The following is a 13,609-nucleotide window of genomic DNA, read 5'->3' on the forward strand; positions in this document are numbered from 1 at the left end:
ATCCCTCAAAAAGCAATAGCACTTTCGCCGCAAACCACTGCGCTAGACACGGTCCTACAGGGACCGCGTCAGACTGGCAGTTGGATGCCGAAGGTATTGAACCCGGCCCCACTGCGCACAAACACCTCCCCGCCATGCATCAAGGCAATCGCCTTGACGATCGCCAACCCCAACCCATGGTTGCCCCCGCCACTGTTGCTGCGCGCCGCATCCACGCGGTAGAAGCGTTCAAACAGCAACGGCAGGTGCGCATCGTCGATCGCCGGCCCGGGGTTGCTCACGGCAATGCTGACCTGCCCGGGCTCGGCGTCAATCCGCACCTGGATCTGCTGGTGCGGCGCCGTGTGCTGCACGGCGTTGTTCAGCAGGTTGATCAACGCCCGGCGCAACTGGGCTTTCTCGATGGGCACCTGTGCGTCGCCGGTCACGCTCACGCTGACCTGTGCGTCTTCGAGGATGTAGTCCAGGTAGTCGAGGGTGGTGGCCACTTCCTCGGCCAGTGAAGCCTGGGTCAGGGCAGTGGCCTTGCTGCCCTGGTCGGCGCTGGCCAGGAACAACATATCGTTGATGATGCTGCGCAGGCGCTCCAGCTCCTCAAGGTTCGATTGCAGCACCTCGAAGTAGTGCTCGGCGCTGCGCCCGCGGGTCAGCGCCACCTGGGTCTGGCCGATCAGGTTGGTCAGCGGCGAGCGCAGTTCATGGGCGACGTCGGCGTTGAACGCCTCCAGCCGTGAATAGGCCTGGCTGACCCGGTCGAGCGCCGCATTGAAAGCGCCGGCGAACTGCGCCAGTTCCGGGGCCAGGGCCTGGGTCTGCAGGCGCCCGTCCAGGCGCGGCGGGGCCAGGGCCTGGGCCTCGTTGGACAACGCCAGCAGCGGGCGCAGGCCGATCCGCGCTACCCAGTAGCCCAGCAGCGAAGCCAGCAACACGCCGAGCACCGCCAGCCCTACAATCGCCACCAGCAGGCTGTGCTGGGCCTGCCAGAAAGTTTCGGTGTCGATGCCGATCAGAAAGCGCAGTGGCGGGCGCTGGTCCAGCGCCGGCAGTTCGCTGACCAGCACCTTGTAAGGGTAGGGGCGGTCAGGCAGGCGCAGGTCGCGCATGCCTTGTGCACCTTCGGCAAAAGCGCGTATCAGCTCGCTGGGCTGACCGTACTCGTAGGCCGGGTTGCTGCTGACCACCCAGAAGCGAATGCGCTTGTCCTCTTCGCTGAGCAGGTTGAGCTTGTTGTTGATCTTGGCCCAGTGCTCGGGCGTGCCGAAGCGGTTGAGGGTGGATTCGAGCACGCTGAAGCGCGCATCCAGTTCGGCCTGCGGCAGCAGGTCGAGGCTGCGGTCGACCTGGCGATACAGCGCCGAGCCGATCAGCAGGAACACGCTCAGCGCCACCAGAATGAACAACGCCGACAGGCGCAGCGCGATGGAGTTACCCGGCACGGTTTTCCAGGACATAGCCCATGCCTCGGATGGTGTGCAGCAGCTTGTTGTCGAAGGGGCCGTCGAGCTTGGCGCGCAGGCGCTTGATCGCCACCTCGACGACGTTGGCATCACTGTCGAAGTTGATGTCCCAGACCAGCTCGGCAATCGCCGTCTTCGACAGGATCTCGCCTTGCCTGCGGGCCAGCACGCTGAGCAGCGAAAACTCCTTGGCGGTCAGCTCCAGGCGCTGGCCGGCACGTGTTGCCTTGCGCGCCATCAGGTCGATCCACAGGTCGGCCACTTGCACCTGCAGCGGCTCGTGGCTGCTGCTGCGCCGGGTCAGGGCCTGCAGGCGGGCAACCAGTTCGAGGAACGAGAAAGGCTTGCCCAGGTAGTCGTCAGCGCCTTCGCGCAGGCCGTGGATGCGGTCTTCGACCCGTTCGCGGGCGGTCAGCATGATCACCGGTGTCTGCTTGCGCGCACGCAACGCGCGCAGCACCCCATAGCCGTCCAGGCCGGGCAGCATCACGTCCAGCACGATCACCGCGTAATCGCGTTCCAGGGCCAGGTGCAGGCCATCGATGCCGTCGCGGGCCAGGTCGACGGTAAAACCCTGTTCGCTCAGGCCGCGATGCAGGTAGTCGGCGGTTTTTTCTTCGTCTTCGATGATCAGCACACGCATGGTCTTGTCCTAACTGGCACTTGGCGCTGCCGCCCGGGCAGCCTGGCGGCGGTGGAACAGGCGCTCGAGGGTCAAGTATATGACCGGGGTGGTGAACAGCGTCAGCGCCTGGCTCACCAGCAGGCCGCCGACCACCGCGATACCCAGCGGCTGGCGCAGCTCGGCCCCGGTGCCAAAGCCGAACATCAGCGGGACTGCGCCAAGCAAGGCGGCCAGGGTGGTCATGATGATCGGCCGGAAGCGCGTGAGGCAGGCCTGGTGGATTGCCTGCTCGGGTGTCAGGCCGCGATGGCGCTGGGCTTCGAGGGCAAAGTCGATCAGCAGGATGCCGTTTTTCTTGACGATACCGATCAGCAGCACCACGCCGATCAGCCCCATGATGCTGAAGTCCTGGCCCATCGCCCACAGCAGTATCAGCGCCCCGAGGCCCGCCGAGGGCAGGGTGGAGATGATCGTCAGCGGGTGAACGAAGCTTTCGTACAGCACGCCGAGAATGATGTACACCGCCACCAGCGCTGCCAGGATCAGCCATGGCTGGCTCGACAGCGAGCTCTGGAAGGCCTGGGCCGCGCCCTGGAAATTACCGCTGATGGAGTCGGGCATGCCCAGCTCGCGCTGGGTGCGTTCGAGGATGCTCACCGCATCGCCCAGGGCCACGCCGGGGGCCAGGTTGAACGACAGGTTGGCGGCCGGGAACAGGCCGTCGTGGCTGATCGACAGTGGCCCGGTAGTGGGCGGCGCCACATGCGCCACGGCTGAAAGCGGCACCATTTCGTTGGTCAGCGGCGAGCGCAGGTAGAAGAAGTTGAGGCTCTCGGCCTTGCCGCGCTGGCGCGCATCCAGTTCGAGGATCACCTTGTACTGGTTGGTCTCGGTCTGGAATTCGCTGATCTGCCGTTGGCCGAAGGCGTCGTACAGTGCCTGGTCGACGTCGGTGGTGGTCAGGCCGAAGCGTGCGGCAGCCTGGCGGTCGATGTCGATGCGGGTGACGCTGGCGCCCAGTTGCAGGTCGTTGGACAGGTCACGCAATGCCGGGTTTTCCCGCAGGCGTTCGGTCAGGCGCTGGGTCCACAGGTTCAACGCTACGCCGTCGTTGCTCTTGAGCACGTACTGGTACTGGGTGCGGGACGGGCCAGAGCTGAGGTTGATGTCCTGGCCAGCCCGCATGTACAGGACGATACCCGGCACCTGGGCCAGCTTGGGGCGCAGCCGGTCGATCAGCTCGCTGGCGGACACATCGCGCTCGCCGCGCGGCTTCAGGGCGATCCAGAAGCGGCCGTTGGCGATGGTCTGGTTGCTGCCGGTGACGCCTACCGAGTGGGAAAACGCGCGCACGGCCGGGTCGGCCTCGATGATTTTGGCCAGCGCCTGGTGCTTCTCGATCATCGCCGGGTACGACACGTCCGCCGCCGCTTCGCTGGTGCCGAGGATGAAGCCGGTGTCCTGCAGCGGGAAGAAGCCTTTGGGGATGGCCACGTAACCGGCCACCGCCAGGGCCAGGGTCACGCCGAACACGCCCAGGGTCAGGCGCTGGTGGGCGAGGGCGCGGTCCAGGCCCTTTTCGTACCACCGCACCAGGCGTTCGCCAAAACCACCCTGGTGCCCGCCGGGCGGGCGGCGCATGAACAGCGCGCACAGGGTCGGCGCCAGGGTCAGCGAGACCACTACCGAAATCAGGATGGTGGCGGTGGCGGTGAGGGCGAATTCCTTGAACAGACGGCCGACCACGCCGCCCATGAACAGCAACGGAATGAACGCCGCAATCAGCGAGAAACTGATCGACACCACGGTAAAACCGATTTCGCCCGCGCCCTTGAGCGCCGCCGTGCGGCTGTCTTCACCGGCCTCCAGGTGGCGGTGGATGTTTTCCACCACCACGATGGCATCGTCGACCACGAAGCCCACTGAAATGACGATGGCCACCAGGGTCAGGTTGTTCAGGCTGAAACCGAGGATGTACATCAGCGCGCAGCTGGCGATCAGCGACACACCAAGCACGCTGGACACGACCATGGTCGCCGACCACTGGCGCAGGAACAGCGCCATCACGCCGATCACCAGGGCCACGGCGATCATCAGGGTCAGTTCCACTTCATGCAGCGAGGCGCGGATGGTTTGCGTGCGGTCCTGCAGCACCGACACCTCGACCGAGGCCGGCAGCATCTCCTGCAGCTTGGGCAGGGCGGCCAGCACCCGGTCCACGGTATCGACGATATTGGCGCCGGGCTGGCGGAAGATCACCAGGTTGAGCCCGGGCTGGTCGCCGGACCAGGCCTTGACGTAGGCGTTTTCGGCGCCGTTGATGACCTTGGCCACGTCCTTGAGGTGCACCGGGGCGCCGTCGCGGTAGGAAACGATCAGCTGCGCGTAGTCCTCGGGGTGAAACAGCTGGTCGTTGGCGGCGATGGTCGACACGCTGTGCTCGCCGTACAGTGCGCCCTTGGCCAGATTCAGGCTGGTCTGCTGGATGGCCTGGCGCAGGTCGGCCAGGGTCAGGCCGATGGCGGCGAGTTTTTCCGGCTGGGCCTGTACCCGGATCGCCGGGCGCAGTTGCCCGGTGATGTTGATCAGGCCAACCCCTTCGATCTGGCTCAGCTGGCGGGCCAGCAGGGTTTCGGCATAGTCGCTGAGGTCGTTGCCGGGCATCTGGTTGGAGCTGACGGTCATTACCAGCACCGGGCTGTCGGCCGGGTTGACCTTGCGCCAGGTCGGCGGGTTGGGCAGGTCTTGCGGCAGGCGTGCGGTGGCTGTGTTGATCGCCGCCTGCACTTCCTGGGCGGCGGTGTCGATGTTCTTGTCCAGGGTGAACTGCAGGATCAGGGTGGTCGAGCCCAGCGCGCTGCTGCTGGTCATCTGGGTCATGCCGGGGATGGCACTGAACTGCACTTCCAGCGGGGTGGCCACTGAGGAGGCCATGGTTTCCGGGCTGGCCCCAGGCAACTGGGCGGTTACCTGGATGGTCGGGAAGTCCGCTTCGGGCAGCGGTGCCACCGGCAGCCGCGGGAAGGCGATGGCGCCCAGCAGTACCAGGGCGAAGGTCAGCAGCAGGGTGGCAATGGGGTGGTCGATGCACCAGGCCGAGACACCGTTGCGCGTGTTCATGGCTGGCTCCGGCGGTCGGCCATTTCCGACGGTACAGGGGCATCGGGGGCCACCTCGACATGAGAGCCAGGCTTGAGCCGCGACTGCCCATCGAGCACCAGGCGCTCGCCCGCCTTGACCCCGGCGATGATGTTCAGCCCGCTGTCCTGGTACAGCACCTTGACCGGCACGCTGGTGACCTTGTCGCCGTCCAGGCGGTAGACAAAGTGCCCGTCGACGCCGCGTTGCACCACCGGTGGTGGTACCACCAGGGCGTTTTCTTCCACGGCTGTGCGCAGGCGAATGGTGACCAGCTGGCCCGGCCACAGGCGGCCGTCCTTGTTGTCGAACTCGGCCTTGACCCGCACGGTGCCTGTGTTGGCGGAAATCTGGTTATCGATCAGCGCCAGATGGCCCTCGCCCAGCAAGCTGCGTTCACCATCGGCGTCCATATAGGCTTGCACCAGCGCCGGGGTGGGCGCCTTCAGCAGGCCCTGCAGGGTCGGCAGCATCTGCTGCGGCAGGGCGAACTCGACGGCGATCGGGTCGATCTGGGTGACGCTGAACAGGCCCTGGGTGTCGCTGGTACGCACCAGGTTGCCCGGGTCGACGTTGCGAATACCTACCCGGCCAGTGACCGGAGAACGTATTTGCGTGTACGACAACTGCACCTCGGCATTGGCGATGGCGGCCTGGTTGCCCTTGACCGTGGCCTGCAACTGGTTGACCAGCGCCTGTTGCTGATCGAGTGTCTGTTTCGACACGCCATCGTCGCTGCTGAGCAGGCGGTAGCGCTTGAGGTCCACCCCGGCCACCTGGATCTGTGCCTGGCTCTGGCCCAGCTGCGCACGCGCCTGGTCGAGGCTGGCGCGGATGGAGCGGTCGTCGAGGGTGGCCAGCAGGTCGCCTTCCTTTACCCATTGGCCTTCCTTGACCAGTACCTGGGTCAATATCCCTTCAACCTGCGGGCGCACCTCGACGCTGTGCAGCGACAGCACCGAGCCGATCGCGCTGGCGTAGCGCGGCACGTCCTGCTGGACGACACTGACCACGCGCACGGGGATGGCCGTCGGCGCCCGGGCAGTGGATGCCGGTTGGCGCTGGCTGAACCAGATGCCTGCTAGCACCAGGACGAGCAGCGCCAGGGCGGCCAGGAAAGCAGAGCGGGACGAACGTCGCATCGGTGCGGGGACCTTGGCCAGAGGGGAAGAGGGACGGTTGTCTGTACTTCATCTTATAGCCCCCGAACCCGGTCGGCAGCGTGACCGCTGGCTGACAGCCGTGTCAGTTTCGCGGGCCTCATCGCCGGCAAGCCAGCTCCCACAGATTCTGCACAACCTTCAAGACATGTGCAGGACCTGTGGAAGCAGGCTTGCCGGCGACAGGGCCGGGCCTGTTTATCTAAAAACCGATGAAGGCGTAATACACCGGGGGCTCGTTGGTAGTGTGCAAACCCTGCTCCCGCAAGCTCGCCACCAGCGCTTCGTCTTCCACATGCAAGGTCCACTGCGCCCCGTCATCTACCGGAATCTGCGCCAGCGCGTTAGCAAACGCACCCATATCCGGCAGGTAAGCCGTAAACCCGTTGCCCTTCAGCGCGCTGGTGGTCATGCCCAGTGCCTGGCACACCGCCACCTTGGCGGCAATGTCGTCGCGGTCGGCTTGCCGCGACGCCTGCACCAGCGCCTGCAGCCCGGCATCCACCAGTTGCGTGCCATGGATCAGCTCAGGCCCCTGCTGCCAGGCTTCAGGCGGGCAATCCTTGCTATCGGGCCGTAGCGGAATATGCGGGTTGATTTCCACCGGATAGATCCGGCACACCAGCGGGCGCTGTTCGTAGATCGTGCACAGGTCGTTGTCATCGAGGTTATGGCAGCGGCCCGGGTTGAAGGCCGCGAACGTTACCGAAACCCGCGCATCGCCAGTGCCGCAGGGCACCGCGTGCGAGCGGCGCAGCACATGCTCGCGCTGTTCGGGCGGCATGCCAGGGCCATCGACCACGAAAGCCTCGATCAGCACCACTACCTGGCCCGCAGCATCGGCCCAGCGGCGCGCTTCATCGAGGGTGAGCGGTACATGGTGGCCGGTGCAGCATTTGCCGCAGCCGGTACAGGCAAAACGCACGCTGTCGGTCACTTGGCTTCCGGGTTCCATTCACTGACAAACGCCCGCTGGTGCTGGCGGTCGTACAGGCACAGCTCGGTGCCGCTGCGCTGCTGCATGTGTTTTTGTGGGTAGACGCCTTCGACCAGCAGGGCGCTCATGCCCACCTGGTCATCGAACTCGGCGGGCTTGCCACGGGCATGGGCGTCCTTGAACTGGCTGGCGGCCAGGCAGGCCTTGAGCATCTGCTGGCGCTGCTCGTTCCACGCCTGGCTGCTGGAGGCATGAGCGACACCGCTGAACAGGGCGCAGCCAATCAGGATGGAGCTGAAAAACTTCATACGCGGTTCCGGCAGTTTTCTTCGGAGGGACGCGAATTATGCCCGACTCACCCTTGGGGGCAAGCTGGGGGTTTTGTCTCTGAATATATCAGCGCTCGGCGAACACAACGGTTCGCGCCGCCTCCACCAGACAGTCGGTCAGTTCTGGCGAGGAGAACTTGGTGAGGATGGCATTGGCCCCGGCCTGGGTCGCTTTCTCGCTGCTCATGGCGCTGTCCAGCGAGGTGTGCAGCAGCACGTACAGGTGCTGGAAGTCAGGCGTTTCGCGCAGGGTGCGGGTGAACGCGTAGCCGTCCATTTCGCTCATCTCGATGTCGGAGACAATGATGTTGATCTCCTGCGCGGTGCCTTGCAGTTCCAGCAACACGTTGATGGCGTCCTTGGCACTGCGCGCGGTGTGGCATTCGATGCCGAGGTTGCGCAGGGTGTGCAGCGACTGCTGCAGCGCCACCTGGCTGTCGTCCACCACCAGGATGTTGGCGGCGGCGAGCAGGCTGGCGTCTTCTTCGTTCAAGGCGCCGTGAGCCGGTTCGGCCACGGGTGGGGCGATGGAGTGGATGACTTTTTCGATGTCCAGCACCTGCACCAGGGCATTGTCGACCCGGGTAACCCCGGTGATGAAGGAGCGGTTGCCCGAGGCAAAGGGCGGCGGTTTGATGTCGGTACTCAGGCAATGCACGATGCGGCTGACCGCCTGCACATGCAGGCCCTGGCGCGAGCGGCTGATCTCGGTGACGATCAGGCAGCCGCCAGCCGGGTCGGCCAACGGTTGCTCGCCGATCGCGCGGGACAGGTCGATGACCGACAGCGAATGGCCGCGCAAGGTCGCCACGCCTTTCACGTTGGGGTGCGATTCGGGCAGCTTGGTCAGCGGCGGGCAGGGGATGATCTCGCTGACCTTGAGCAGGTTGATTGCCATCAGCTTGCCGCTGCGCAGGGTGAACAGCAGCAGGGACAGCGAGTCCGCGCGGGCATTTTGGGTGGCCATGGTGACCTTCGGTGGGAAACAGGGGATAACCGGTTATCGGCCTGGTCGGGCCTGGCTTTAGGTGTGTATTGCCTGTTCTGGCCTAATCGCCGGCAAGCCAGCTCCCACAGGTAGTGTGCTGGCTTCGAGGTGATGCTGTACCTGTGGGAGCTGGCTTGCCGGCGATTGGGCCGCAAAGCGGCCCCGGCCAGTTACCGCTCGCGCAGGGCCTCCTTGGCGCGGTTCAACGGTTTGATCAGGTAGTCGAGAATGGTCTTCTCACCGGTCCGGATATCTACCGTGGCGATCATCCCTGGCACGATCGCAAAATGCTTGCCGGCCTTGTTCTGCAAGCTGTCCTGCTCGGTGCGGATGAACACCCGGTAGTAATAGATTTCCGGCTTCACCTCATCCTGCAGGGTATCCGGCGAAATTCCCACCACCTTGCCGTCCAGCCCGCCATACACCGAGTAGTCATAGGCACTGATCTTGACCTTGGCCGCCTGGTCCGGGTGGATGAAGGCGATGTCACGCGGGGCGATGCGGGTTTCGATCAGCAGGCGCTCGTCCATCGGCACAATCTTCATCACCTGGCCACCGGGCTGTACCACCCCGCCCAGGGTATTGACCTCGATGTCCTTGACGATGCCACGCACTGGCGAGCGCAAGGTCAGGCGGGTGAGCGAGTCGCTGCGCCCCCGAACCACTTCGGACAGGCTGTCGGCCTCGGCGCTAGCTTTCGCCAGCTCTTCCCGGGCACGCACCAGGTAATCCGAGCGTGCTTCGTTGGCCTTGAGCTCCAGCTCTGAACGCTGGCGGTTCAGGCGGATCACCTCGACCCGGCTGGAGGCGCCCATTTTCGCCAGGTTCTCGGTGATCTTCAGCTCGCTGCGTACCAGTTGCAGCGAGTCTTCAATGCCTGCCAGGGTCTGTTCCAGCCCGTGCCGGCGGGTCTGGTACAACGCCGTTTCGGCCTCGATCAGGTCTGGCGAGTCGCGCAGGCTTTCGGGGAAGCGCAGCGGCTTGCCCGTCACCTCGGCCTGCAGGCGGGCCTGGCTGGCCTTGGCGGCGCGGTACTTGGCTTCGCTTTCGCCCACACTGGAGGCGGTCTTGGTAGGGTCGAGCTGGGCCAGTATTTGCCCGCGCTCGACCAGGTCGCCCTCGGCCACGCTCATCTGCGCGACGATACCGCCTTCAAACGACTGGATCACCTGCTCCCGCGAACTGGGGATCACCTTGCCGGTGCCGGTGGACACCTCGGTCACCTCGAACCAGGCCGCCCAGCCCAGGAACGCCGCCAGCATCAGCGCGCAAATGGTGATGATGCGTCCGGCGCGGAAGACCGCCTGGTCGTCCTGGCCGTCCAGGTAGGAGGCCGGGAGTTCATGGTTGCTCATGCCTGCGCTCCTTGCAGTTTGGCCAGCGCCGCATCGCGGCTGTCGTCGATGACGATGCGCCCGCCGTCGAGCACGATGATGCGGTCTACCCGCTGCAGCACGCTCAGGCGGTGGGTGGCGATCACCAGGGTGCGGCCCTGGCAGAAGCGCTCCAGGTTATCCAGCAGCTTGCGCTCGGTCATGTCGTCCAGCGACGCAGTCGGCTCGTCCAGCAGCAGCACTTGCGGCTGGCGTACCAGCAGGCGTGACAGCACCAGGGCCTGGCGTTGGCCGCCAGACAAGCCCAGGCCACCTTCGAGGATCAGGTGGTCCATGCCCTTGGGCAGGCGGCGGACGAAGTCCAGAGCGCCAGTGGCGGCCAGTGCGGCCACCAGTTCCTGGTCGCTGGCCTGGCCGGCGCCGAGGGTGAGGTTTTCCCGCAGGGTGCCGTGGAACAACCGCGAGTACTGTGCCAGCAAGCCGACGTCACGGCGCAGGTCGGCCGGGTCGAGGTGGGCCATGGCGATGCCGTCCAGGCTGACCTCGCCTTGCACCAGGTCCATGGCCCCGCCCAATGCCTGCAGCAGGGTCGATTTGCCCGCGCCGTTGCGCCCCAGCACGGCGATGCGCTCGCCGGGCTGGATGTCCAGCTGGCCGATATTCAGCACCGGTGGTGATTCTTCGCTATAGCGGAAGTTGGCCTGGCGCAGGCGGTACTCGCCGCGAAGCGCCGGCACGTGCACGCGGGCTTCGCCTTCCGGGTGGTCCACTGCCGACTGCATCAGTTTGTCCAGGCCTTGCAGGGCTACCTTGGCCTGTTGCCAGCGGGTCAGCACGTGGGTCAGCTGAGCCAGCGGCGCCATCATCCGCGACGACAGCATCGACGCCGCTACCAGGCTACCGGTGGTGAGGTCGCCGGCGATGACCATGGGCGCGCCGACCACGATGACCACGGCAAACACCGCGCCTTGCACGTTCTGCGTCCAGGTCACCAGACCATTGGTGAGGGTGCGCAGGCGCAGGTTGGTATGGGCGCAGGCGGCGTTGTACTGGTTCCACTGCCGCTCGAAACGCGCTTCGGCCTGCAGTGCCTTGATTTCGTCCAGGCCTTGAATGCTTTCTACCAGCATGGCGTTGCGCAGCGCCGATTCGCGCATCGAGGCATTCGCCAGCCGCGCCAGGCGCCGTTGCGCCAGCAGCCCAGGCAGCACCATGGCCAGCAGCGCCACTAGCGGGATGAATACCAGCACACCACCGATTAGCCAGAACACGAACAGGAACAGCAGGAAGAACGGCAGATCGGCCAGTGCCGTGGCGGTACTGGAGGTGATCAGGTCGCGGATCGATTCCAGCTCGCGCAGCTGCGAAATGAACGAGCCGGTGGATTTCGGCCGCACCGAGTTGCGCAGGCGCAGGGCATGGCCGTAGACCAGGTCGCTTACCCGCAGGTCGGCGCGCTTGCCGAGCAGGTCGGTCACCTTCAGGCGCAGCAGGCGCATGCTGAAGTCGAACACCAGCGCCAGCACTACACCGCCAAACAGCACGTACAGGGTTGGCAGCGATTCGGCCGGGATCACCCGGTCGTACACCTGCATGGAAAACAGCACGCCGGCCAGCGCCAGCACGTTGGCCACCAGCGAGGCGACCATCACCTGGCCATAGGGGCGCAGGTCGCGCAGCACGATGCGGGCGAACCAGTGGCGGTCGTACGGCGCGGTGTAGTCATCGGTGCGCACGTCACGCAGCGGCCGTGCCGGGCGCAGCAGGGCGACGCGGTTGATACGGCCCTTCAGGCTGTCGCGGGGCAGGCGTGAGGTCAGGCCCTGGTCACCGGCGAAGACGACCGCCAGGTCGTCCTCCTCGGTCACCGACTCGACCACCGCCAGCTGGCCATCGTCCAGCTCCAGCACCAGCGGCGTGCGCCATTGGCGCAGGCCCTTGGCATCGAAGCGTACAAAGCGTAGCGCCAGGCCGGCCTGGCGGGCCATGTGGCGAAGGATTTCGTCCAGCGGGCGGGCATCTTCGATGGCGGCGAGGCGGATACGCTGCGGCGAGACGTCGAGGCGGTAGTGGTGCGCCACCTGCAGCATCACCTCAAGCCAGGGGCCCAGGTCTGGCCGGTGCACGGCGGCCTGGTCTGGCGCCTTGGCCTGGTCGGGCAGGGTCACATTGATCGGATCACTCATGGCTGGATCTCCACACCTTGCAGGTTGCGCCCTTCAAGGCCAAAGGCCGTGCGCAGGGCGCCGGTGTTGTACAGGCAGTCGACATCCAGGCGCAGCAGGTCGGAGCGGGTGCCGGCAAGTTCGAAGCGTGACTGGTAGATCTCGCCCTCGGCGTTGAGCAGGTCGAGCAGCGGCCGGGTGCCCAGGTCCAGGTACTGGCGGCCGTAGAGCATGCGGGCTTCCTGAATGCTGACCTGGCGCGCTTCCAGTGAGGTCAGGCGGCGGCCCAGCCCGGAGGTTTGCGCCATGGCCTCGGCCAGGCCACGACGGGCTTGCAGGCGTGCCGCGTCTTCGGCGGAGTCGGCGGCGGTCAGCGCATGGCCGGCGGCGCGGCTGCGGGCGCTGATGGCGCCGCCCTGGTAGATGGGCACCTCGACGTTCAGGTAGATACCCGCCTGGGTGCGGTCCATGCGCGAGTTGTCGCGGTTGTAGTCGTCGTCCAGGTAATGGTTGACCTGTGGTTGCAACGACACGGTCGGGTAGGCCTCGGCCTTGGCCTGGGCCAGTTCGGCCTGGCCCTGGGCGCGCTGGGCCAGGGCCATCAGCACTGCGGGCAGGCGGTCATCGCCCTGCGCCGGCCGCTTGCAGGCCTGGTTCAGTGCGGGGGGCGATTCTTCGGCCAGCACCGGTGGGGTTACCCGCCCCATCAGGGCGGCCAGGGTCGAGCGCCAGCGTTCGTACTGCGCCTGGTATTCCTCCAGCGTGGCGCGGGCGCTTTCCACGCGGGACTCGGCCTGCACCACATCGGAGCGGGTGCTGGCGCCCATGTCGCTGCGCTGGCGGGCCATGCCGGCGATGTCGCCAACGCCGCGGATCTGATCGCGGGCGATCAGCATCAGTTGTTCGTAGCGACGGGTTTCGATCCAGGCATAGGCGGTGTCGCGGGCCAGGTCATCCACCACCAGCAGAATGTTGGCCTGGGCGCGGGCGGCGGCGGCCTGGGCAGCGCTGACGGCACTGTCGACCTTGCCAAAATCGTACAGCATCTGTTTCAGCGACAGGTTCAGCGCCTGGCTGTTGCGGTCGCCGCCGTAGCCGGTGTCGTAACCGGTGCGGATACCGCCGGAAATTTGCGGGTAGTAACCCGCGCGGGCAACGTTGATACCTTCGCCCTGCTTGTACAGGTTACCGATCGCTTCGGCGATGCTAGGGTGCCATTGCGCTGCCTGCAGCACGGCTTCGCTCAGCCCCAGGCGGTCGCCACCGGCGACCGGAGCCATCCCGGTAGCGGGGCGTGCGGGCACAGCTTCGGGCGCATCGCGTAGCAGCGATGGCCCGATCTGGCGCAGTTGTGGGTCGATGTCATCGGCTGCCTGGGCAACCGTGTGGAAATTGAGGGCCAGGAGCCCGCAGGCTCCCAGCAACAGCGGTGACAGCGGACTGCTTCGCTTCACATAGTTCCCTTACTGCTGGTCG

10 protein-coding genes are annotated in these 13,609 nt (G+C 65.8%); all 10 read right to left on the reverse strand.

What is annotated here, in order from left to right:
- Window positions 1–68: 68 nt before the first annotated feature.
- Window positions 69–1,451 (reverse strand): heavy metal sensor histidine kinase, encoded by a 1,383-nt coding sequence (locus AC5O5I_RS03875; RefSeq protein ID WP_172226365.1) that lies wholly within the window; start codon window positions 1,449–1,451, stop codon window positions 69–71.
- Entirely contained in the window at window positions 1,426–2,100 is a 675-nt protein-coding gene (locus AC5O5I_RS03880; RefSeq protein WP_172226362.1) for a heavy metal response regulator transcription factor, read from the reverse strand. Before AC5O5I_RS03880 ends, AC5O5I_RS03875 begins: the two co-directional genes overlap by 26 nt.
- A gap of 9 nt (window positions 2,101–2,109) precedes the next feature.
- On the reverse strand, window positions 2,110–5,202 hold the full coding sequence (locus AC5O5I_RS03885; protein WP_494512099.1) for a multidrug efflux RND transporter permease subunit: 3,093 nt from the start codon (window positions 5,200–5,202) through the stop codon (window positions 2,110–2,112).
- Complete coding sequence (locus tag AC5O5I_RS03890; protein WP_172225968.1) at window positions 5,199–6,362, reverse strand: efflux RND transporter periplasmic adaptor subunit; 1,164 nt, start codon at window positions 6,360–6,362, stop codon at window positions 5,199–5,201. The genes AC5O5I_RS03885 and AC5O5I_RS03890 overlap by 4 nt, the downstream gene beginning before the upstream one ends.
- Window positions 6,363–6,582: 220 nt before the next feature.
- Window positions 6,583–7,317 carry a YkgJ family cysteine cluster protein gene (locus AC5O5I_RS03895; RefSeq protein ID WP_172285773.1) on the reverse strand — a complete coding sequence of 245 codons (735 nt, stop codon included), beginning with the start codon at window positions 7,315–7,317 and terminating at the stop codon, window positions 6,583–6,585.
- The gene (locus AC5O5I_RS03900) at window positions 7,314–7,625 is read right to left on the reverse strand and encodes a hypothetical protein (protein WP_172225962.1); all 312 of its coding nucleotides are present in this window, start codon (window positions 7,623–7,625) and stop codon (window positions 7,314–7,316) included. The genes AC5O5I_RS03895 and AC5O5I_RS03900 overlap by 4 nt, the downstream gene beginning before the upstream one ends.
- An 88-nt stretch (window positions 7,626–7,713) precedes the next feature.
- A complete protein-coding gene (locus tag AC5O5I_RS03905; RefSeq protein WP_494512100.1) occupies window positions 7,714–8,613 on the reverse strand; it encodes a chemotaxis protein in 900 nt (299 codons plus the stop codon).
- A 191-nt stretch (window positions 8,614–8,804) separates the two neighbouring features.
- Window positions 8,805–9,989: an HlyD family type I secretion periplasmic adaptor subunit gene (locus AC5O5I_RS03910; RefSeq protein WP_494512101.1), complete on the reverse strand. Its 1,185-nt coding sequence runs from the start codon at window positions 9,987–9,989 to the stop codon at window positions 8,805–8,807.
- Entirely contained in the window at window positions 9,986–12,154 is a 2,169-nt protein-coding gene (locus AC5O5I_RS03915) for a type I secretion system permease/ATPase (protein ID WP_172285775.1), read from the reverse strand. The genes AC5O5I_RS03910 and AC5O5I_RS03915 overlap by 4 nt, the downstream gene beginning before the upstream one ends.
- Window positions 12,151–13,587, reverse strand: a complete 1,437-nt coding sequence (locus AC5O5I_RS03920) for a TolC family outer membrane protein (RefSeq protein WP_172285776.1) — start codon at window positions 13,585–13,587, stop codon at window positions 12,151–12,153. The genes AC5O5I_RS03915 and AC5O5I_RS03920 overlap by 4 nt, the downstream gene beginning before the upstream one ends.
- Between the last annotated feature and the right edge of the window lie 22 nt (window positions 13,588–13,609).

The sequence above is a fragment of the Pseudomonas sp. 9_2_1 genome (assembly GCF_059295275.1).

Bases quoted from the DNA above. Each gene is read 5' to 3' on its own strand.
- AC5O5I_RS03910 (WP_494512101.1), bottom strand. From the start codon at position 9,989: ATGAGCAACCATGAACTCCCGGCCTCCTACCTGGACGGCCAGGACGAC.
- AC5O5I_RS03880 (WP_172226362.1), bottom strand. From the start codon at position 2,100: ATGCGTGTGCTGATCATCGAAGACGAAGAAAAAACCGCCGACTACCTG.
- AC5O5I_RS03905 (WP_494512100.1), bottom strand. From the start codon at position 8,613: ATGGCCACCCAAAATGCCCGCGCGGACTCGCTGTCCCTGCTGCTGTTC.
- AC5O5I_RS03900 (WP_172225962.1), bottom strand. From the start codon at position 7,625: ATGAAGTTTTTCAGCTCCATCCTGATTGGCTGCGCCCTGTTCAGCGGT.
- AC5O5I_RS03915 (WP_172285775.1), bottom strand. From the start codon at position 12,154: ATGAGTGATCCGATCAATGTGACCCTGCCCGACCAGGCCAAGGCGCCA.
- AC5O5I_RS03885 (WP_494512099.1), bottom strand. From the start codon at position 5,202: ATGAACACGCGCAACGGTGTCTCGGCCTGGTGCATCGACCACCCCATT.
- AC5O5I_RS03890 (WP_172225968.1), bottom strand. From the start codon at position 6,362: ATGCGACGTTCGTCCCGCTCTGCTTTCCTGGCCGCCCTGGCGCTGCTC.
- AC5O5I_RS03875 (WP_172226365.1), bottom strand. From the start codon at position 1,451: ATGTCCTGGAAAACCGTGCCGGGTAACTCCATCGCGCTGCGCCTGTCG.